At 36.1% G+C, this 20425-nt stretch carries 18 protein-coding genes; 8 read left to right on the plus strand and 10 right to left on the minus strand.

Annotated features, from left to right (window positions below; translation table 11 throughout):
- Positions 1-2 precede the first annotated feature (2 nt).
- The gene (locus L2586_RS20215; protein WP_235294766.1) at positions 3-731 is read left to right on the plus strand and encodes a sulfite exporter TauE/SafE family protein; all 729 of its coding nucleotides are present in this window, start codon (positions 3-5) and stop codon (positions 729-731) included.
- 184 nt (positions 732-915) lie between these two features.
- On the plus strand, positions 916-1641 hold the full coding sequence (locus tag L2586_RS20220; RefSeq protein WP_235294767.1) for a nicotinamide mononucleotide transporter family protein: 726 nt from the start codon (positions 916-918) through the stop codon (positions 1639-1641).
- Between the two features lie 8 nt (positions 1642-1649).
- Here L2586_RS20220 and L2586_RS20225 read toward each other — a convergent pair whose 3' ends face one another.
- Genes L2586_RS20225 through L2586_RS20235 form a run of 3 tightly spaced genes read right to left on the minus strand, consistent with a single transcriptional unit; the run spans position 1650 to position 6684 of the window.
- Positions 1650-3374, minus strand: coding sequence for a SulP family inorganic anion transporter (locus tag L2586_RS20225; RefSeq protein ID WP_235294768.1), 1725 nt, complete (start codon positions 3372-3374; stop codon positions 1650-1652).
- 29 nt (positions 3375-3403) lie between these two features.
- On the minus strand, positions 3404-6061 hold the full coding sequence (locus L2586_RS20230; RefSeq protein WP_235294769.1) for a CHAT domain-containing protein: 2658 nt from the start codon (positions 6059-6061) through the stop codon (positions 3404-3406).
- Complete coding sequence (locus tag L2586_RS20235; RefSeq protein WP_235294770.1) at positions 6061-6684, minus strand: hypothetical protein; 624 nt, start codon at positions 6682-6684, stop codon at positions 6061-6063. The genes L2586_RS20230 and L2586_RS20235 overlap by 1 nt, the downstream gene beginning before the upstream one ends.
- Positions 6685-6826: 142 nt before the next feature.
- Between L2586_RS20235 and L2586_RS20240 the strand changes: the two genes are divergently transcribed.
- Together L2586_RS20240 and L2586_RS20245 are read left to right on the plus strand one after the other, a co-directional pair.
- Positions 6827-7396 (plus strand): RNA polymerase sigma factor, encoded by a 570-nt coding sequence (locus L2586_RS20240; protein ID WP_235294771.1) that lies wholly within the window; start codon positions 6827-6829, stop codon positions 7394-7396.
- A complete protein-coding gene (locus tag L2586_RS20245) occupies positions 7393-8010 on the plus strand; it encodes a hypothetical protein (RefSeq protein WP_235294772.1) in 618 nt (205 codons plus the stop codon). Before L2586_RS20240 ends, L2586_RS20245 begins: the two co-directional genes overlap by 4 nt.
- A 13-nt stretch (positions 8011-8023) precedes the next feature.
- Here L2586_RS20245 and L2586_RS20250 read toward each other — a convergent pair whose 3' ends face one another.
- Positions 8024-8791, minus strand: coding sequence for a zinc metalloprotease (locus tag L2586_RS20250; RefSeq protein WP_235294773.1), 768 nt, complete (start codon positions 8789-8791; stop codon positions 8024-8026).
- A 200-nt stretch (positions 8792-8991) separates the two neighbouring features.
- A complete protein-coding gene (locus tag L2586_RS20255; protein WP_235294774.1) occupies positions 8992-9564 on the minus strand; it encodes a DUF6265 family protein in 573 nt (190 codons plus the stop codon).
- Between the two features lie 121 nt (positions 9565-9685).
- Here L2586_RS20255 and L2586_RS20260 point away from each other — a divergent pair, with 121 nt between their 5' ends.
- The 3 genes from L2586_RS20260 (at position 9686) to L2586_RS20270 (ending at position 12980) form a co-directional block, all read left to right on the plus strand.
- A complete protein-coding gene (locus L2586_RS20260) occupies positions 9686-10957 on the plus strand; it encodes an O-acetylhomoserine aminocarboxypropyltransferase/cysteine synthase family protein (protein ID WP_235294775.1) in 1272 nt (423 codons plus the stop codon).
- A gap of 96 nt (positions 10958-11053) precedes the next feature.
- Positions 11054-11878 (plus strand): mechanosensitive ion channel family protein, encoded by an 825-nt coding sequence (locus L2586_RS20265; RefSeq protein ID WP_235294776.1) that lies wholly within the window; start codon positions 11054-11056, stop codon positions 11876-11878.
- Between the two features lie 151 nt (positions 11879-12029).
- Positions 12030-12980 carry a TerC/Alx family metal homeostasis membrane protein gene (locus L2586_RS20270; protein WP_235294777.1) on the plus strand — a complete coding sequence of 317 codons (951 nt, stop codon included), beginning with the start codon at positions 12030-12032 and terminating at the stop codon, positions 12978-12980.
- Positions 12981-12992: 12 nt separating this feature from the next.
- Here the strand turns inward: L2586_RS20270 and L2586_RS20275 are convergent, their stop codons facing one another.
- Together L2586_RS20275 and L2586_RS20280 are read right to left on the minus strand one after the other, a co-directional pair.
- A complete protein-coding gene (locus tag L2586_RS20275; protein WP_235294778.1) occupies positions 12993-13856 on the minus strand; it encodes a hypothetical protein in 864 nt (287 codons plus the stop codon).
- Positions 13856-14536, minus strand: a complete 681-nt coding sequence (locus L2586_RS20280; protein ID WP_235294779.1) for a hypothetical protein — start codon at positions 14534-14536, stop codon at positions 13856-13858. The genes L2586_RS20275 and L2586_RS20280 overlap by 1 nt, the downstream gene beginning before the upstream one ends.
- Before the next feature lie 301 nt (positions 14537-14837).
- Between L2586_RS20280 and L2586_RS20285 the strand changes: the two genes are divergently transcribed.
- A complete protein-coding gene (locus L2586_RS20285) occupies positions 14838-15158 on the plus strand; it encodes a Dabb family protein (protein WP_394804423.1) in 321 nt (106 codons plus the stop codon).
- Between the two features lie 36 nt (positions 15159-15194).
- Here L2586_RS20285 and L2586_RS20290 read toward each other — a convergent pair whose 3' ends face one another.
- From L2586_RS20290 to L2586_RS20300, 3 genes are all read right to left on the minus strand, one after another.
- Positions 15195-15944 (minus strand): LytR/AlgR family response regulator transcription factor, encoded by a 750-nt coding sequence (locus tag L2586_RS20290; RefSeq protein WP_235294781.1) that lies wholly within the window; start codon positions 15942-15944, stop codon positions 15195-15197.
- Complete coding sequence (locus L2586_RS20295; RefSeq protein ID WP_235294782.1) at positions 15929-18859, minus strand: histidine kinase; 2931 nt, start codon at positions 18857-18859, stop codon at positions 15929-15931. Before L2586_RS20295 ends, L2586_RS20290 begins: the two co-directional genes overlap by 16 nt.
- 154 nt (positions 18860-19013) lie before the next feature.
- Positions 19014-20045, minus strand: a complete 1032-nt coding sequence (locus L2586_RS20300; protein WP_235294783.1) for a ThuA domain-containing protein — start codon at positions 20043-20045, stop codon at positions 19014-19016.
- Positions 20046-20425 lie beyond the last annotated feature (380 nt).

A 20425-nucleotide genomic window follows, 5' to 3' on the forward strand; every position in this document is an offset into this window, starting at 1 on the left:
AAATGTCTACACTTGCGATCATTCTCGCCATATCCGCAGCGCTACTCTTAGGAATCGCTAAAGCAGGACTGAAAGGAACTTCGATACTTATCGTTTCCTTTATGGCCATCGCTTTTGGCGCAAAGGAATCTACTGGTGTCCTTCTTCCGATTTTAATTGTAGGAGATATTTTAGCCGTTATGTACTATAATCGCCACGCCCAATGGAACATTCTAATTAAGTTCTTGCCATGGATGATTCTCGGAGTTCTAATCGGTGTCTTCGTAGGTAAAGATCTAGACGAGTTTCTGTTTAAGAAAATGATGTCTGTCATTATTATCATCAGCGTAATCATTATGGTGTGGTGGGAAAGAAGCAAAAAGCAAATTCCTCAGAAAATGTGGTTTGCCGGTCTTACTGGAACCGCAGCTGGTTTTACGACAATGATTGGAAATCTAGCAGGCGCATTTGCTAACATCTACTTTTTAGCGATGCGAATTCCGAAAGAGCAATTCATAGGAACAGCTGCTTGGTTATTTTTTATTGTCAATGTTTTTAAAATCCCCTTCCATGTCTTCAGCTGGAAAACGATTAATCCTACTTCTTTAATGTACGATTTATATTTGGCACCATTTGTCGTTATTGGCTTTTTCATTGGTGTTAAAATCGTGTCTTACTTTAATGATCAGGCTTACCGAAATTTTATACTTATCGTTACAGCAGTAGCAGCGATCATCTTACTTATTAGATAAGAAGAGCGATTAAACAATGAACAATACACGCAAATCATTAATGGGTATAAAGCCATGTATCCTAAATATTATAACAAATTGATTATAAGTAATTAAAAATAATCATATTTTGACCAAGAATTAAACAATATACATTTTGGACGTTCGCTACCCAATTGTTCGATCATTCGTAAAATCTCCTTATTTGGATATTTTTGGCGCTGGATTAATCCTAGTCATTTCTATCATCAAAAACTTTCATGGTACCATGTACCAAGGCGGTGAGATCATATTCAATGTTCCCATGTCTGAGATTGTAAGTAAAATGGGTAATGGCGCATTTCCACTTGGCTTTGTCTCTATAATTTCTGCTATGTTCTCTATGCTTTCGACTAGATTTATAGGCAAGCAAAATAATACTGGTAACATCATTGGAGTATTTACAACAATCACTGCAGGAACTATCGATTATTTATTTGGGAACGCTTCAGCGATCATCACCTACCCTCTTACCTTTATCATTATGAATTTTGCGGTATTCAATTGGGCAAAAGGTGAAAAAATAAGGAAACTAGACTGGAGATATTATACCATCATGGCTATAGGAATAGCGTTAGGTTATGGCTTGGTTTACCTAGGAGCTTATTTATTCGGAGGGAAAACGGACGCTTTATTTTTAAATACGGTAGCCATCACGTTCGGTCTATCGATTGGTGCTAATATAAGTTCAGCATTGAAGTATGAAGAGACTTGGCTTTCATGGATGATTTATAATGTAGTGCAATTGGTTAAAAACTTTCTCCAGCTCAATTTTGCCAATGTGGCTAAATATATTTTTTACATGGTCAATGCCATTTTTACACTTGTCGACTGGAAATTTAATGGCGACAAGACCAAATCCCATGGAGTTCTAAGCACGAAAACCTCCTAAAGCATTGATCACCTTCTAAAATTAGTCTGAAGCGCTTTCCCTTTATTTTTAATGGGTTTTCCGGTCTGTAGTTGATCGATAGCCGCATTAATATTCATGTGGTGCTTCTCTATTTCAGTAAGCATTTGATTTTTGTATAGCATATCACGAACTGGCCCTTTCACACCACACATATGCAATTCTATACCTCTACTTTTCAGCATAGAGGTGATATCATGAAGAATTTTAATTCCTGTACTATCAATATTATGCATGTTACTTGCATCAAGCACGAAGTATTTCAGCTTAGCATACTTCGGAATATTAATAATTTTTGACACTTTATCTTTAAAGTACCCAGCATTCGCAAAGTAAAGTTGCTCATCAAATCTAACAATTACGGTACTTTCATATTCTATTGCATCCTCGAACCTCTTTATATTCCTAAATTCATTCGTCCCTGGAACCTTCCCCAGAATGGCAACATGCGGTTTACTACTTTTAATCAAAACAGAAGCAATACTGATTACAACACCTATGAGCACACCTTCCTCTATTCCGAATATCAAAGTACAAACAAAAGTCACTACCATCATTAGGAAATCCCTCTTATGGGTCTTCCATAAGTGAACCACTTCCTTAATATCGAATAACCCTACTACAGCCAATAAAATAATCGCAGCAAGAACAGCAGATGGTAAATAGTAGAATAGAGGTGTCAAAAATATCAATGTAAGACTAATTAGCCCTACGGTAAAAAAAGCAGCAATGGTGGTTTTCGCACCTGCACTGCTATTAATAGCGGATCTCGAGAAACTTCCTGAAGAAGGGATGGATTGAAAAAAAGCTCCCACCATTTTAGACGCTCCGATTGCTATTAGTTCTTGGTCTACATCGATGTCATAATCTTTATGCTTAGCTTGAAGGGTCTTAGCAATACTTACACACTCCACAATTCCGATCGTTGTTACTGTCAGGACAACAGGAATGAGTTGTTTAATTTTACCAATCGAAAGATCAGGTATAGAAAATGACGGCAATCCCTCAGGAATCACACCTATGATGTCCACACCTTTCTCATCAAGGTTAAAAAAATAAACTAATACTAGACCTATGATAATTACAAATAATGCACCTGGTATTTTTTTATTGATCGCTTTCAGAATTAACATGATTGCAATTGCCCCACCACATATTACTGTCGTTAAAAAACTAGTCTCACCTAAGTGCTCCATAGTATAACCCAGTCTACTAAAGACTGAATCGAATCTCGGAATAACTATTCCTAGAGCATCTCGAAGCTGAGTAGATAAAATGATTACTGCTGCAGCCGAAGAGAAACCTGTAATCACGGGTAATGATATAAAATTGGCAATAAATCCAAGCCTGACCAGGCCTAGCAACCACTGACAAAAACCGATCAGGAGTCCAGCGGTGATTACTAAACCGAGAAATTCATCCGTTCCAGGTGTCGCAATGGAGCTGACTCCTGAAAGTACTAATAATGAAGATATCGCTACAGGACCGATCGCTAACTGCCTAGATGTACCTAATATTGCATAGACGATCAAAGGAACTATTGCTGTATACAACCCATAGATAGGTGGCACACCAGCAAGTAATGCATATGCTAATCCTTGAGGAACTAATATCGTTGCTACGGTTATTCCTGCAATAAAATCATGCCTTAACATTGACTTATTATAAGTCCGCAGCGTCTCTAGGATCGGGATAATATTCCTGATTCTTTTCATGAGCTGCCAAGATAACTATTCGAAATAAACTATGCGAATTTCAAAAGCAAGATTAATAGGCATATTCCAAGCCCGATAAATAGGAAAGATCTTCCCCATGGAGTTGCAGTATGAATGGGAGATACGTCACCATTGATCATAAATCCAGCCCAGTAAATCTCGTCACGCATTAACGGATCAGCCTTTTCAATGTACTTGATCTTTGATTTTTGCAAGGCAACATCTTTAGGCATTCCATTTTTATAGTTCTTGATAAAGTTTAGGATAATCGGTTGCGCTGAATGATCATTGGCGCGCCATAAACTCATCAACACTGACTTCGCACCCGCATACTGAAAAGCACGAGAAAGACTCATTACCCCTTCCCCTGATTTCAGCCCACCACCTCCTGTCTCACAAGCACTTAACAAAACTAAATCAGCTCTTAGATCCGTATTCATAATCTCATCAGTATGCAAAATTCCATCTTCCCCTTCTTCCTGTGAGTTAAAATACAAGTACGAATTCAACTCATTCGTTGGGTCTATCTTAGCATGTGTAGCGAAATGAATAAAATTAAAATCTGGCGCCTTTAAATAGAAGGCTTCCTCTTTTGCATCTTCCCCTTTCAGTACAGTACTTTTAAAATAACTGGCTGCTTTGTCTATTTCAACCGATGCACCTGGCAGAGGTACTAAATCATTTCTAAATGCAAAATCCTTCGAATCACTTGTTGTTGTCCATGTCGGAGCAATGCCGAGATAATTTAGTTTTGTTGTAAGATCTCTAGACTTTATCAATGCTTCTATATTCACTTGATATGAAAAAGCGAAGTCATATAAAAAGTAGTCTTGTGTTTCTTGATTTATAATTTCTTCAAAGGATATAAAATGTATAAATCGATGCGGAACGATGCTTACTCGACTAATCGACTTGTCCTTTAAGTACTCCCATTCCAAGTCAAATGTCAACTCTCCTGTATTCGATTGTGAGATAAAATCTGTCCCTTCTGAAGTCAGCACAACAGCATAAACACTATCTTCTAAAACGTAGTAATCTATTACGCACATATCTTCATCTATCTGCGTCTTGATAAAGCTCAATTCTGGTACTTCTAAAGTATACTTTCTCTTATAATACAAGGGGTATTCCATTTCTAATGCGGTCATCCTTTCTTCTAATGCTAGCATCATCTCCTCTCCTCCCCTCTTTAATATTTCTATTTCTTCTATCAGATCCGCAGGCACTTTTCCCAAATAAGCTGCATTCTCTTCACTTAAGTTATCCCAAAAAGAAGCCGACTTTGCCATTTCTATCGTCTTATAAACATCTGCTAGTTGTTCTTCTGTGGGTTTAAGTCGATATTTATCAACAGATAATTCTACAGCATAATCAAAAATGCCTTCTAACCTTTCATTAAGGTAATTCTTAGATTCACTTCCTAGATACTTTCGCCTCATTTTAGTCAATACTTCTATCGCTTCATTAATAGAAGCCCAAGCCCGATCGACCGATATAGATTTGTCAAGTTTCGAAGACAACACGAGCAATTTTACTTTAGAAAGATCATCTCCATTGACTGAAATGGCGGTCGCTTCTTGGTAAGCTAACCTAGCACCATCCATATCATTCACTTCTATCTTCCACTCGCATAATCTAAGGAAATTTTCTAAATCTGGATCATCTCTTAATGCGCTTTCTAAAATTTCTATGCCTTCATCAGGAGCTCCCGAATAGTACTTACAGATCGCAATATTCGACCTTGCGATGGCTTGTTTCCTTACATTTCCTTTGAATAATTCTGCAGCTTGTTCGAACATCTCCTGCGCTGTTCTAAATTCACCACTTTGAACATATACTCTTGCTGCATCATTCAGGTGAGATCCCAAATCTTCCTTGCTACCGTATCCTTCGTATACTTTCTCCGCTTTTTTAAAATTGCTTTTTGATTGCTCTAACTGATTTAGTGATGCTTGAACTTTAGCCAAGTTATCGTAGTATTTTCTTAAACTCGGATGATCCGCTTCATAATTTTTCAGTTTTATCTCTACCGCTTTTTCTGCAAATACTAATGCATTATCAAGGTCACCTTTCTTGCGATATGCCTGGCTTAAGGTTAGATAAACTCTATTATAATTCTGATCATCAGGGTCTAATTCTTTATCATAAATCTTTAGAATTTCCTTTAATTCATTGATACATTTCACATAATTACCTTGTCCATAATAGTTATTACTATTGTTCATTCTCGTGTATGCAACCTCTTTACTTAACGAACCATATAATTTCTTTTTTAGGTCAATGGATTTCTGATTCCACAAGATAGATTTAGAAAATTGTCGCTTTCTAGAATATAACACACCGAAATCACCTAAAACTCTAGAAACTTCATCACTTTCAGGTCCAAATAAGGCTTTACCATCCTCAAGTGTACTACTCAGATAATCTTCACTTTGCTCATAGTTTCGAAGTTTCATATAATTATTCGCAATCCTGTATTTCACTTTGAATATCAAATTATGAGGAGAGTCAAGCTGTGCTGATCTAATGGCAAGACAAGAGTCAAAAGCAATTGCTGCTTCTCGATATTCCGCATCATAATAAAATTTCTTGCCTTGATCATAAAGATCTTGAGCCTTTTCTAGATCTAGACCAGATTGACCTATAAGGAAGTGGCAGGTTAATAAGAAAATGATTACTATACGCATTAGTTCTTGCTTTTCATAAGCCTAGAAACATATCCTATCGGTTTTTTAATAAAATTTAAAACCCTGTTGTTGTTTTCAACTTGAATATATTGAATTCTAGCATCTTCTAGTAAATAATCGGGAAGATCAATTCTCATATTTAGATGAATCACCCTACCTTTTTTCAATTCAACGGGCTTGTTGTGTTCATTCAACCCTGTGAATAAGCGTTTAGTTAGACTAACATCGATAACATAAAACCCTGTTTCATCTATATCTATTTTATTGATCAGTGCTTTTTCGAGTTTATAAGATACGCCAATTTCCTGGAGGTTGCTAAAAATCTTTTGAGCATAAGTGGAATAAGGCAGTTCCTCTTTGTTGAAACTGATATCATCCACGACCTTTGCTGAGCTAGCGAAAAGCGTGATAAATTCAGCATATTTTCGATTGTCAAAGGTTTGGTTTTCACTGTCCCAAAAATTACCGACATCCGTGTATCTATTTAAAGTGGCTTGAACAACGGCCAATATTTTTTCCTTTTCAGCTTCCGTGATTTTGTCATGAATTGTAAATGCTGGAGATAATTCGGGTTCTATTTGCTGAGACACGATGGTTAATAAGGCCAAGATTAAGGTTTTCATATTACTACTTTTGTTTCATATATATTTTAGTCTTAAAAAGTTACCTTTATGAACAAAGTTTTTTCATAGAATGAATAAATAGGACCTACAATAAAAATTTAATCACTTAGGGTAACCTTTTTATTAGCACTGATATTAGTCAATGAGTAAAGACAAAAATTTAATTTATCTAGAGGGCATAAAAACTCGGAACAGTAAAGTTATTCAGGAAATATACGATGATATATTACCCGGAATAACAAGCTGGGTAAAGCAAAATGGAGGTCAATTAGATGATGCTAAAGATTTATTTCAGGAAATGATTATATCAATTTATAAAAAACAACAGCAAGGTGAATTCGAGCTTACCTGTACTTTCTGGTCTTATTCATTAGTGGTCTGTAGAAATTTATGGTTTGCGAAAAACCGAAAAAAAGATAAGATAAAATATCAAGAAGATGTTGGAAGTGATCACGTTTCTTTAGATCTAGATATGCAATCGACGATAGAACAGCAGGAACAAATAATGATCTACAGGAAACATTTTAACAGCTTAGCTGAAAAATGTCAAAAAGTACTTTCTATGTTTTTCGCCAAGGTGAAAATGTCAGAAATTGCTAAAAAATTAGATACTTCTGAGGCGTACATTAAAAAGAAAAAATTTAAATGTAAAGAAGAACTAGTAAGCAGAATTAAGGCCGATGCACTATATGAAGAACTTAGCGAACTATGAAAAAAGATAACAAATTAGACAAAGTCTTGGCATCTGAATTTTCGGAAGATGTATTAGATCTTAAAGACAAACTCAATAAAATAACAGGAAGTCAAAGTGCGGAAAAGAAAAAATCCAAACTCCTAACACTAATCCTCCCGATTGTAAGTATTGCTGCGGTATTTTTATTAGCTATAATATTTCTCCCTTCACTTTTAGATGGAAATTCAGCGAAAGAAGTCTATGCTGCATATTATGAACCTTATCCGATGGCCCTTAACCAAAGAGGCGACTCTGAGCAATCTCTAAATGATGCCATAAATGACTACACTTCTAAAAAATTTGAATCTGCTGCACAGAAATTCAAAATTCTATACACCAAAGATGGAAATAATGTGTTCCTACTTTATGCTGCTAACGCTGAACAAGCAATGGGAAATTATCAATCTGCTATAGACCTATATGATCAAATCATCGTTAACAACGATCCGAAAGTCACAGAACAAGCTTCATGGTATAAAAGTCTAGCGCTAATAAAATTAGATAGAAAAGTGTTTGCTCGAGAAATTCTGTCTTCGCTGAGCGAAAACCATTATAAGTATGAGGAAGCACAAGCTATCTTAAAATCTCTATAATAATTGAATTTCATTATAAGTTCGTGACCTTCACATCTTGAAAAACAAATTCTTTCCTGTTAATCAAGTAAGCTCTAAACTGCTTAGCAAAATGCTGCATGCGCTCTAATTGTTCAGATGTAAAGCCATCCACACTAGGCCCATATGCCATGTGATTTTCTGAAATATCACTTTTCTCGCTCAAGCCCATTAAATCCTTATTGATATCAGACATTTCCCAAGGATGATCTAAACCTAGAAAGTGCCCCATTTCATGTACCAATGTTGTTTTTTTCTCTAATGCTGAATAAGCAAGAAAGATTCGATCGAAGCTGGGTGAAGCATCAGCATAATCTTTATGACTAGCACGAAAAATAGGCGTAAAACCCATTAGTTCCGCATTCATTTCTTGAATAACATAACTATCGAAAATATAAATATTAATGGAACCTTGGTCCTCTATATTTTCTACAAGGCTATCTATCGTTAATTCCTCAACTCCAAAATATTCTTTATGAAGATCTGGTAAGTAAGCATGTCCCTCATTGATGAAAAAATGATTAACCTCGAAAATGATAGTTTGCTCAAATTCCTCATTGAGATACCTTACATTTTCTCTAATCTGACCTAGTGTCGCCGCGTCCACATCACTTCTATTCATCATATAAAAATTCACATCCATGACGGGAATCTCTACCATATTTTTTGAAAGATTAATAAAAGGATTCAGATCGCTGGAATTAAAACTAAATAAGAGAAGGGCGATCGCCTTAGCAATAATTGTTTTATAGAAATTGGTCATGGCACTATTAAATTTTGGGTTAAAAATAAATAGCATTAGAATATACTATAACTGAAACGCAAAACTATCGGTTCCCCTTATATTAAAACCGTTAAATAAATAGTTAAATTTTAAATTTGCCTAAAAAGTACGGCTTCTAACTGCAACAAAAAAATAATTTCAGATGTGTTACCGTCTGATTACCTTTATCTTAGTTACAATTATTTTCTAGTATATGGAAAAATATGTTCTTCTTTCGTACCATCATCATTTTCTATGACCACATAAACATTCATTTTATCCTCAGAAACCTTTTCAAAAGTCAATCCATCAAAATAAGCGAATCCATCCTTCAGCTGGACTAGCTTAAATTCTACAGACTTATCCTTCTCTTCCCAGCCCGTTAGATCTGCATTGAAATGCTTTATTCTCATGATTAAGGTTTGCTCTTCTTGAGATATCGTCATCAATTCATAAATGTACACAGCCTCATCACTATACAGCTTAAACATTCCCATTAGAGAACCGCCAGATGACGCATTCCAAGTTTCTTCCGTATTCCCTCCGAAAGCAGTCCCCCGCCAGTCACCTTGGATCCAATCAAGAGAAGAAATAGACGCGCTAGGAGAGCCAACGATGCTGTCGTAAAACAAAGTATGCTCAAATTCTACGTCCTGTGCATGCATCGCAGGTAATAACAAGATCTGAAAGAACGCGAACCAAACAAAAAATTTAATTACAAAGGAACGACACATGTTAATATTATCATTTGTAAATATTTCAAAATAATTCATTTTTTATATAATTTTTTAAACTATAACGTTTTTTATTTAGGATAAGGGGACATAATTATTAAATTCGTTACAATTATTTTAATTTAGACATATTAATATAGAAAACATAATTAAACAAAGTATGAAAAAAGAGACGATTTCAATACATGCAGGATATGATACAGAACCCACTACTAAGTCAGTTGCGGTTCCGATTTATCAGACTGTAGCGTATGAATTTGACAATGCTCAGCACGGAGCAGATTTATTTAATCTTGCAGTGGCTGGAAATATATATACTCGTATTATGAATCCTACGAATGATGTGCTTGAGAAAAGAGTCGCAGCATTAGAAGGAGGTATAGCAGCTCTTGCAGTTAGTTCAGGAGTAGCAGCGATTAACTATTCTATTTTGAACATTGCAGAAATGGGTGACAACATCGTTTCTGTGCCGATGCTTTATGGTGGATCGTACACTTTATTCAAGCATATGCTTCCTAAGCAAGGAATCGATGTTCGTTTTGGAGCATCAGATCAAGCTGCAGATTTAGAAAAATTGATAGATGAAAATACGAAAGCAGTTTTTTGCGAAACAATAGGTAATCCAGCAGGAAATATTGTAGATCTAGAAGCAATTGCTAAGATGGCACACAAAAATGGTGTTCCATTAATCGTAGATAATACTGTTGCCTCTCCAGCTGTTCTTAAGCCGATAGAATATGGTGCAGACATCGTTATTCACTCGCTTACGAAGTACATGGGAGGTCATGGTACGACTGTCGCTGGGATCATTGTAGATAGTGGTAAATTTCCTTGGGCAGATTATCCTAAGAAATTCCACATGCTTAATGAACCAGAAGAAGCATATCACGGAGTAGTATATACTCAAGCTTTCGAAGCAGCAGCATATATAGGAAGAGTAAGAACGGTAGCTTTAAGAAATACAGGTTCTGCCTTATCTCCGATGAGTGCATTTTTAATTCTTCAAGGAATAGAAACCTTAAGTCTTAGAATGGAACGACACTGTGAAAATGCAATAGCTGTCGCTAAATATTTAGAAGGACATGAAAAAGTAGAATGGGTACAATATGCTGGTCTAGAAAGCAGCCCTTATTATGAATTAGCTCAGAAATATACCGACGGTAAGCCATCGTCATTGTTGACTTTCGGAATTAAGGGAGGTTATGATGCTGCGGTTAAATTCTATGATAAATTAGAAATATTCAAAAGATTGGTAAACATCGGAGATGCTAAGTCTCTTGCATGCCACCCAGCTTCTACGACTCACCGTCAATTATCCGAAGAAGAGTTAGCTTCAGCTGGAGTTAAAAATGAAATGTTAAGATTATGTGTTGGAATAGAGCACATTGATGATATTATTGGTGATCTTGAACAGGCTTTTACCGCAGTGTAAAAGTTTTCACTTTACATTAATTGTTAGAATTTTAAAGCCTTTTGGAGTATGGACCAAAAGGCTTTTTTTATATTTGTCTTAAACAATTAGACAGAAATGGATACCGAAGCATTACAGGAAATCTTAGTTGAGTACACTGAAACCATAATAGATTTCCTTCCTAGACTTGCGCTTTGCGTAGTCATATTCTTAATTGGATCAGCCGTTATAAAAAAGATATTAAGCTTCGCTAATAAGACCATCGAGCATTCTAAGATTAGTCAAAATGTGAAGCCTTTTTTTAAATCTTTCCTTAGTATTTCACTGAAAGCGATTCTCTTTTTCGTCATCCTAGCCATCATCGGTGTTAAGACTGCTGGCTTAATGACACTCATTGCTGCACTGGGATTTGGTATTGCAATGGCGCTCCAAGGCAGTTTAGGAAATCTGGCAGCTGGATTACTTATTATGATTTTCCGTCCCTATAAAATGGGTGACTTTATCAATGTGGGTGATCATAGTGGAACTGTGAAAGAGATTCAACTTTTGAATACCATTATCACTAATCTGGATAATAAAGATGTGATTATTCCTAACGGATCAGCCATCAGTGAAAATGTAACAAATTCTTCTTCTAATGGTTACGTTCGTCTAGATTTCACGGTCTACATGCCCTATAACGAGTCCTTCCCGAAGGTCCAGAAGTTGCTTTTAGATGCGCTCGAGCAAACTGAATTGATATTAAATGATCCTCAACCACAAATAGGAATACTAGAATTCGATACTCATAGCATAAAGTTAAGTGTTAAACCCTTCTGCCTTGTTCAGCATATGGAACCTGCTTATTATAATGCGACTGAGACCGTAAAAAAAGCACTTGGTGAAGGCATGATAAAAGTAGCTTACTCTGAAGGAGTAGAACTTGGTGAGATCGGAAAGTAAAATTGGGGAAGGTTGATTTATTAGAGAGGCTATCTATGTCAATGTTGGAATAAGAGACTTAAGTTTTCTCTTTTAAAATTAACCCACTCCATTGAACTAATCCACCTTTTTTTAGATTAGAAGAAAACATCAAATTCCAATTTAAAAACTTATGAGTCAGTGGATGCCTTGGATTATTTTAATCGGTTATGTTCTCATCTTATTGTTTATTGACTTCTTTGTCCTTCATAAGAAAAATGAAGTTCCATCTGTAAGACAAGTAGCCTTCGAATCCATATTCTTTATTGCCAATGCTTTAATTTTCTCGGGACTAATTTATTGGTTCTATGAAACAGGATTGGTAGACAATATGAACAACCTAACTCCTGGAAATGCCATCGTCAAGTATCTAACTGGTTATGCTATAGAACTATCTCTTAGCATCGACAACTTATTCGTGATTGCAGTCATATTTGCCACTTTTAAGGTTCCAGACATTCACCAGCATAAACTATTATTTCTAGGTATTCTAGGCGCCCTAGTATTCAGAGCAATTCTAATCGTCCTAGGCTTAGTGCTCATCAATAAGATTCAAGGAATGACCTTCATCTTTGGCCTGTTCTTATTATACACTGCGTTCAAAATGCTGTTTCATAAAGATGATTCAGAGAAAGAGAGTAAGCAAAATTGGATTCTGAAACTGTTCAATATCAGCAACAGAATAGATGGTGGAAAATTCAGAACCAAAGTCAATGGAAAAATGGTCTTCACTTCGCTTTTCGGAGCTTTGCTGACCATTGAGTTTACTGATTTACTATTCGCACTAGATAGTATTCCTGCAATTTTCGCGGTAACAACTGACCCATTTATCGTTTATAGCTCGAACATCTTTGCCATTATGGGCTTAAGATCAATGTACTTTTTCTTGTCTAAGATGCTAGATAAATTTGCCTACCTTAAATACTCCGTTTTTGTAATCCTTCTATTTGTTGCCGTTAAATTAATGGCTGCTAATTACCTTCATTTCCCGGAATGGGTTTCGCTAGCTTTCATAGGGTTATCATTAGCTTCGGGCGTTATCTTTTCGTTAGTAAAAAATCGTCACAATCTTAGTCCACATTGACCTAAAAATAAATCACTTACTCATATCGTAAAAGAAACCTACACTGTAGCTAGGCGCCGCGGCAATGATCTCCCCTCTAAATGCAGACGCTACAGATGCTGAAAAACCAACTCGCTTAGTTACATACAAGGCTACTTCAGCTCCATAACTCGTGTATTCCGAATTATTAGAGAAAATACTAGTACTTGAAAAAGTCTCTGCTGTTTCCCCATTTTTCAACGATTCTACCCCATTCACTCTGCCGATGATCCATAATCGATTCTTTATAAAGGACAATCCTCCTTCTAGTCCATATCTCACTTCATCACTAAAGCCGTTGCTTCTATTGTTAAAACCTCCGTATGTACTAAAGTAAGCAGAAACGCCCTTCGAAAGATTGAAACCTTGGCCTGCATCGATTTGCAACATTTGATTAAACTCACCGTCTCCAGTTTGTAAATTTTGCTGACTTCCAGCGGAAGCGATGCCCGTCGGTAATCCAAGAGTCAGTGAGATGGATACTGGGAATTTCTTATTAATGGCATATTTCAAACTAATATCCACATCGCCTATATTATTGATCGCCTCTCCTGGAACGATCACTTCTTTCGTTGTGTTCGACACCAAGTTATTCATGTAATTTCTGCTTAATAATGGCGCATATATGGTTCCTGTTAGTCGATTCGTAAGTCCATACTCAGCATAAATAGTAGTGTTATACAATCCGGTAGTAACATTAGGATCTATTAAACCCTGATCCGTATAATGCTGATTAAACACCAGCCACCATTCCGATACTTTAAAATATAAGTTACCTTTTTTCTGTGGCCATGGCCCACCAGCATGCAGACTGAATCCAAAACTAAGCAAGATTCCTATAAAGAGTAATTTTTTCATTATTCTACAATTTCGCCGTGTCCAACTTTCACATTGAACGGTTTACAAAAATATAATACGTATCTATAATCCTCGATACCGACATTAGGAATGGTATAAGAATGTGCGCCTGCAAAAACTTCCACGGCTTGAATTTCTAGTGCATCAGCTGTTGTATTCGGATTATTACTTAGATATACAAATAGACCAGGCAGTGCCGTGGATGCTTCGTAATCGCTACCAAAATTAAGTTGAAGATCACTACCCACTTCAGCAAGGGTGAAATCACCTTGCAGTTTATAGCTACTGGTCGTCTGAACGGTGCCTTTCTTTCCAGTTATTTCCGTTTCTACGGTATTTCCTCCCACACTGACCTGAATGATATCTATCGCTCTGCCACCCTCATATTCATATGATGCCTGAATTTCAGAAGAACCTGCTGCCAGTGCCGTTGCAAAACCCGTATCTGTAATAGATATAATCTCTTCAGATCCACTTGTCCATACGGCCGCTATTTGCTCTTCTTGACCAACATTGTTCAAGTACGAAAATTCAAATTGGTAAGATGAATCTATCGCTAGAGAATCAATAGAGTTCGTTATCCTTAAGACCGGATCTACCCGATCATCGACAAAATCATCGCCTATACACGCACCTAACATGAGCATGCACACGAGAAGTATCCCAAATATATTCTTCATCTTTCTTTCATCTTTTCTTTATTTAATGATTCACCCCTTTTCTAGTATCCAATCAATTAAGGCAGCTGCATGATCTAAAAACAAGTATGAGTTCATCCTGCTAATAGACAAACTGCTGAGTAATGGAAAACGTTGCTTTCGAAATCTGTTATCAAACTAAAATGCAATCGCTCGGACATCTATAAAAAAAGATGCGGTAAAAATGCTTGGATTATTTATCTTACTGAAAAAATACTTTATGCGTACTAAATGGTTACTTCTATCACTTACTATCCTTGTTTTTTCATCAAGTTTTATTTATATGAGCATGAATGCTAACAAAGAATTAAGACATGTCGTTCTTTTTAAATTTAAAGAAGGTACTTCCGACACGGAGATCAAAAAAGTAGAAGATGCGTTTTCAGCACTTCCTTCTAAAATTCCACAAATACAAGCCTACGAATGGGGACTGAACAACAGTCCAGAAGGTCTTGATAAAGGTTTCACTCATTGCTTCTTTCTGACTTTTAATAGTGAAGAAGATCGAGCAGTTTACTTGCCACATCCAGATCATAAAGCATTTGGTGCTATTCTCGGGCCTGTCCTAGAGGACGTGCTAGTTGTAGACTACTGGACGAAGTAAAAGCCAATTTGACAGCGCCGTTTCCCCAATAACAAATCAGAATAAATCATTGAGAATCTGGCGCTTGTTACGGCTAACGCTTAATCGTTCCCCATTAGATAAGATAACATAACCTCCATCATTTTTAAAGTACTTGCTTAACTCACTAATGTTAACGAGGTGGGACTTATGTATTCTAATAAATCCAGACTTTAGATAAGATTCTTCTATGGTCTTCAGCGTTTTACTTACCATCAATTTTCTACCGTCTTTAAAATGAAAAGTAGAATAATTACTGTCCGCTTTAATGTATAATATATCTGAAGGATCGATGAATTCTACACCATCTTGAACAGGAATTCCTATCTTCTTAGACTGAGATAGATCATCGCGAAGCGCCCGCAACATCTGATCATATTGCTGCACGTCTATTTTTTTACGTTTTTCAACGACCTTATCTACGGCCATTCTAAGCTTATTACGATTCACTGGTTTTAGCAAATAATGCATAGCTGATAAGTCAAAGGCCTTAATAGCATATTCATCATACGCGGTTACAAAAATCACTTCGAAATCCACAGGCATTAATCGTTCTAATAATTCGATGCCACTGGTCGCTTGCAAGTGAATATCTAGAAACAACAAGTCAAATTCTTCTGTTTTTAAAACTTCAAAAGCTTCTTCCGAATCTTGGATCTTTCTCACTAGTTCTACATCTGGACAACTCCTACTTAGTTCGAATTCAAGTGTCTTCAAGCAATGATTCTCATCATCTACAGCAATTGCTCTAATTAATTCTTTGGCCATGTTTTGGTTTTTTGATAAGGTATTATGACAGATACTTTCGTACCTATTCCTTTGCCTTCAGCATCTGTAAGATCTTCTATTTCAATGTTATTTGCTATTTCTGATCGAGAAAGGCGCTCCTTTGTAATCAGAATTCCGAATGATCTCTTCCTACTGTGTTTCTTTTCTATCACTTGACTCTTAACTCTTCCGACACCATCATCTTCGATTGTAATAATCACTTTGTCTGCCACCTTTTTTATATCTATTAACAACATTCCATGCCCTTTCTTGTGTATAAAGCCATGCCATATCGCATTTTCTATAAAAGGCTGAAGAGTAAGCGGCTGGATATAAGTGTCTGGTACTTCGTTATTAATCCGGTAGCTAAATTTTTGTTCCAATCTAATATTTTCAATATCCATATACAACTCAAGTGCAGACAATTCCTTCTCGATTGGTATAAGCTCTTCTCTACTATTGGCCAATATTAGTCTAATCAAATCTGAAAAGCTCGTTAAATAATCTGCTGCATCTTCTTTACTATGTTCAATAATATATGACTTAATACTATTCAAAGAATTAAAAATGAAATGCGGATTCATTTGTGCCCTTAAAGCCTCATTTTCTAATGTGACCATCCTTGATTTCAATCTTGAAACTTCTGCTGCTTTCACTAGCTGGTACTTGTAGTAAAAATAAATCAATAATCCACTGACTAACATTATTCCGCCCATAAACCACCACTTTTTCCAGAATGGACTTTTTATTTCAAAAGTCTTGAAAACCGGATTACTCCAGTCTGAAAATTTGTGTTTCGCACATACTTCGAAGGTATAAACTCCTGGTTTCAAGTCTAAAAAATATACCTCGTTGCCCTGATAATCAGCATTAATCCATGGATTCTCTGGAGATAACCTATACTTGTATTTAACGTCAAGGGGCTTAGTCAGGTCGATGGATTCAAACTTAATTTTAATATCGTTTTCTTGAGGTTTTAGGACATCATAATCAACTTTTGTCTCATTCACTTTGAAAGAGCTGATCTGCACATAAGGAATTTCATTATTAGTGGAAAGGTTTTCTTCGTCTACATAATAAACTCCTTGCGACATAAAAAATAGATATTGATCTAACCGCTTCATATATGTCCTTCTATCCACATTAATTAAGCCTTCATCTACTCCCCAGAAATTAAAATGGTTGGAGTTATCTTTGATAACTTTTATGCCTGCTCTAGTCAGTATAATTTTCGAGTCCTCAAACCCCTGGATAATATCCATACCCTCACTGTAATTATTAAAGTGTTCGCGCTTAATTTCATCTGTAATATAAATTCCATCATTCTCCAATTTTCCTTTATAGGTCATACTATTCGCTATAAGCCAAATGTCATCGCCCTCCATTAAAAAATTATCAATAAATCCTAAACTAGTTTCTTTACCATTCAAAAAAATAGGATACAAAATCTGTTCTTTAGAATCAAAATTAAGAGTAAGAATACCATTTGCAGATGGTATTTGGATCATTCCAGCATCATCAACTTTGAGACCACCCATATATACATCACTTCTAGCTGTATAATGAATAGAATCTATTTCAAGTGTTTTTACATTTACCCGAAGTATGATTGGATCAGTAATCTTAGAAATGTATAAATGCTCCCCTTTATTGGCTATCAATTTCAATTTATTAGGTCCAGAAAAGAATTCATTATATCGATTAAATTCTACTCTTTCGAATTGCTGATTCTTTATGTTATATTTTGCCACTCCATTGCTGAAAGCAATCCATAAATCATCTTTTATCCTTACCATACTAAATGGAAATTGTAACTTCTTGTCTTTGTTAAATTTATCCGCAATTTGAACTTTCTTGCCGTCCAGATTTGAAATATGCAATTCATTAGTATAAAATGATATAAAACCATATTGGTTATCATTCAATTTCACGACTGAAGTATAAGAATGTTTTTCACTTCCTGGTACTAAATGAAAAAATTGATTCTGTGGATCTATTACATTTAATTTATTGTCCTGGGCAAACCAAAGACGACCATTATCCTCAGCATATATTCCAGTTATTTCATTATTCCCAAATTGAAAATATTCCCATTTTTTTTCATCAACATTAAATTTGACAACTTTAGCATTAGCCTCAGACCAAATCTCACCATTTACGTAGCACATAGAATAAGTTGGACTTTCTTCCTCATCTTCGTACCATGTTTCTTCCTTCGTTTCTATATTTACTTTGCAAAACCCATATCGATCCAGATTATTAAACCACACATCTCCATTTTCATCAAGTGTCATCTGAAGTGGCCTATAATTAGAAATAACTGAGATTACGTTTTGCGATATATCATATAAATAGAGACTATCTCCTGCGAGCAACAGTTGATTTGGAACTGAATCCACCACCAAGATACTTCTTATTTTAGGTTTCTGAAGCAGGTTTAGAAACACTTGCTTTTCCATATCAAATTCGAATAAGCCATGTTCGGATAAAGAAATAAAAACACGCCCACCTTCTCCAAATACGGTCTTTGTATGAAACCCTATAGCCTTCTTAAATAGATCAGGCTCTTTAAAAAGATCGAATCTTTCAGTAAACTCATTATAAATACCAATGCCATAATCTTGAATAGTAATGAATATTTTACCATCAGGCCTTACTTGAATTTCTGGAATAACGGAGTTTGGTAAATCGTTAAAAGTCTTGAACGTCTTTCCATCAAAACGATGAAGTCCAAGATTGCTCTCAAACCAAAGAAACCCAGAACTATCCTTAGCCATATTTAAGATCTTCAATTTGGGAAGACCATGTTGACTAGAAAAAGTAGTGAGAAATGGCGTCTGCTGCGCACACACCCATATAGGAAAAAATAATAAAAAGATCCACTTAATCATCACTGCTAGATATCTAAACTTCAATTAAGATACAATATTGAGCGATTAAGTGTGCTTTTCCCGTTAGTCTTCTTTCTGCTGGACTTATTTAACGGTGATTATTCAGATCGAATTGAAATACCATTGACGTATAAAAGGCCTTATCTTTTTTCTTTCTAGGTCAATGTTTATTCCTAATTTATCGATCCCACTTCCTGATGACCAATTCATTATTCTGAGGAAAATCTTCAGGCACAGGTTGTGTTACCTTACCCGTTGCTGCCCACTCACTTCCTCTCTGAAGAGTAGTAATAAAAGGAACACTTTCCATAGAATAATCCATGTGACCTAAGATGGTATGAAAGACTCTTCCTTTTCCATAATCGATAGCCATTAAAACCGGCTCATAATGACCAGTTCTCTTTTCATTCACTTTCTTATCTGAAAGTGCTGTAGCCAGAACAGTCATGTTTTTAGCTGGACCACGAAGCTTCTCATAAAGTTCATCTTTCGCATGCTTGAATTCTGCAGGAAGTCCTCTCATTACGGGATGATCTTTCGCTCTGTTCTGCATAATAAATTCAGATTGTGGCCCATGTGAACCTGCGCTTCCTACCCTTTTATCATAAACAAGGGAATCATTTTCATTGTAATAAACATAAGGCCCACTTGCTTCACTTCTATTATCCCATCCGCCAAGGCCGATCATTTCATTGTATGCTTCCCAGCTTCCCCATGAGTTATCAGCAGCATGTACAACGACTAATCCACCTCCATTTTTGATGAATTGTTCGAAATTCGATTTGACATCATCAGACCAAGTGCTTGCTTTCCAACCAAAATTCGATAAAACTAAATCGTACTTCGTAAAATCTGGTTGATAATTAGGATCTGGTACAGGATCTTTCACAGAAGTTCTTTCTATTCCATCGGCAAGTGGATACATCGTTAACAATTGTTGAATGCTATCTACTCCTTCTATTTTATTATGGTGAGGACCTTGCCATATATATTTTGTTCTAGCAATATCTACATCGAACAAGCCCGTTTCTTCTAGATAATCTTTCATCATCATGGTTGTTTTAGGAAATACACCATGATTATTCTCGCCATCTATAATTAATGCTTTCAGTTTTTGCTTTTCCATTTTTAAGGACTTGACTGATTTTTCACTACAGCTCAACAATACGATTAGCATCCCGAATAAGAGGACTGATATCTTAGACTTCATCTGTTATTTTTAAATTTTGCCTAAGATAATTAAATTCCTGATTTCGATGTGCCTCTTTTCTAGAAACACACACCTCCAGCCTACTCCAGTCTATTGATCTCCAGCGTAGCGACACCTATATGGCATATGATGACTTAGAGTATTACTGATTCCAACGAAGCGCACTTTTATGAAACCCAACTGTGCAGAACATTTTCACATCCGTGTGTGCTGAAACAATATTGTCTCCAGCGTAGTCAAACCTCTGTAGCCTCAGAGAGGCGTCATCTTCCCAGCTCCAGCGGAGCGACACCTTGATAGCGCCAAAGGTGCGACACCTTCATTTCCTTGTACAACAAAAAAAAACCGTTCAAATCAATGAACGGTTCTTCCTTATATCT

Source organism: Portibacter lacus (assembly GCF_021533215.1).
GTDB classification, from domain to species: domain Bacteria; phylum Bacteroidota; class Bacteroidia; order Chitinophagales; family Saprospiraceae; genus Portibacter; species Portibacter lacus.

Excerpts from the sequence above, each read along its gene's own strand:
- L2586_RS20265 (WP_235294776.1), top strand. The coding sequence starts at position 11,054 with ATGGATACCGAAGCATTACAGGAAATCTTAGTTGAGTACACTGAAACC.
- L2586_RS20280 (WP_235294779.1), bottom strand. The coding sequence starts at position 14,536 with ATGAAGAATATATTTGGGATACTTCTCGTGTGCATGCTCATGTTAGGT.
- L2586_RS20245 (WP_235294772.1), top strand. The coding sequence starts at position 7,393 with ATGAAAAAAGATAACAAATTAGACAAAGTCTTGGCATCTGAATTTTCG.
- L2586_RS20250 (WP_235294773.1), bottom strand. The coding sequence starts at position 8,791 with ATGACCAATTTCTATAAAACAATTATTGCTAAGGCGATCGCCCTTCTC.
- L2586_RS20215 (WP_235294766.1), top strand. The coding sequence starts at position 3 with ATGTCTACACTTGCGATCATTCTCGCCATATCCGCAGCGCTACTCTTA.
- L2586_RS20290 (WP_235294781.1), bottom strand. The coding sequence starts at position 15,944 with ATGGCCAAAGAATTAATTAGAGCAATTGCTGTAGATGATGAGAATCAT.
- L2586_RS20285 (WP_394804423.1), top strand. The coding sequence starts at position 14,838 with ATGAGCATGAATGCTAACAAAGAATTAAGACATGTCGTTCTTTTTAAA.
- L2586_RS20240 (WP_235294771.1), top strand. The coding sequence starts at position 6,827 with ATGAGTAAAGACAAAAATTTAATTTATCTAGAGGGCATAAAAACTCGG.
- L2586_RS20230 (WP_235294769.1), bottom strand. The coding sequence starts at position 6,061 with ATGCGTATAGTAATCATTTTCTTATTAACCTGCCACTTCCTTATAGGT.
- L2586_RS20300 (WP_235294783.1), bottom strand. The coding sequence starts at position 20,045 with ATGAAGTCTAAGATATCAGTCCTCTTATTCGGGATGCTAATCGTATTG.
- L2586_RS20270 (WP_235294777.1), top strand. The coding sequence starts at position 12,030 with ATGAGTCAGTGGATGCCTTGGATTATTTTAATCGGTTATGTTCTCATC.
- L2586_RS20235 (WP_235294770.1), bottom strand. The coding sequence starts at position 6,684 with ATGAAAACCTTAATCTTGGCCTTATTAACCATCGTGTCTCAGCAAATA.
- L2586_RS20255 (WP_235294774.1), bottom strand. The coding sequence starts at position 9,564 with ATGAATTATTTTGAAATATTTACAAATGATAATATTAACATGTGTCGT.
- L2586_RS20225 (WP_235294768.1), bottom strand. The coding sequence starts at position 3,374 with ATGAAAAGAATCAGGAATATTATCCCGATCCTAGAGACGCTGCGGACT.
- L2586_RS20275 (WP_235294778.1), bottom strand. The coding sequence starts at position 13,856 with ATGAAAAAATTACTCTTTATAGGAATCTTGCTTAGTTTTGGATTCAGT.
- L2586_RS20260 (WP_235294775.1), top strand. The coding sequence starts at position 9,686 with ATGAAAAAAGAGACGATTTCAATACATGCAGGATATGATACAGAACCC.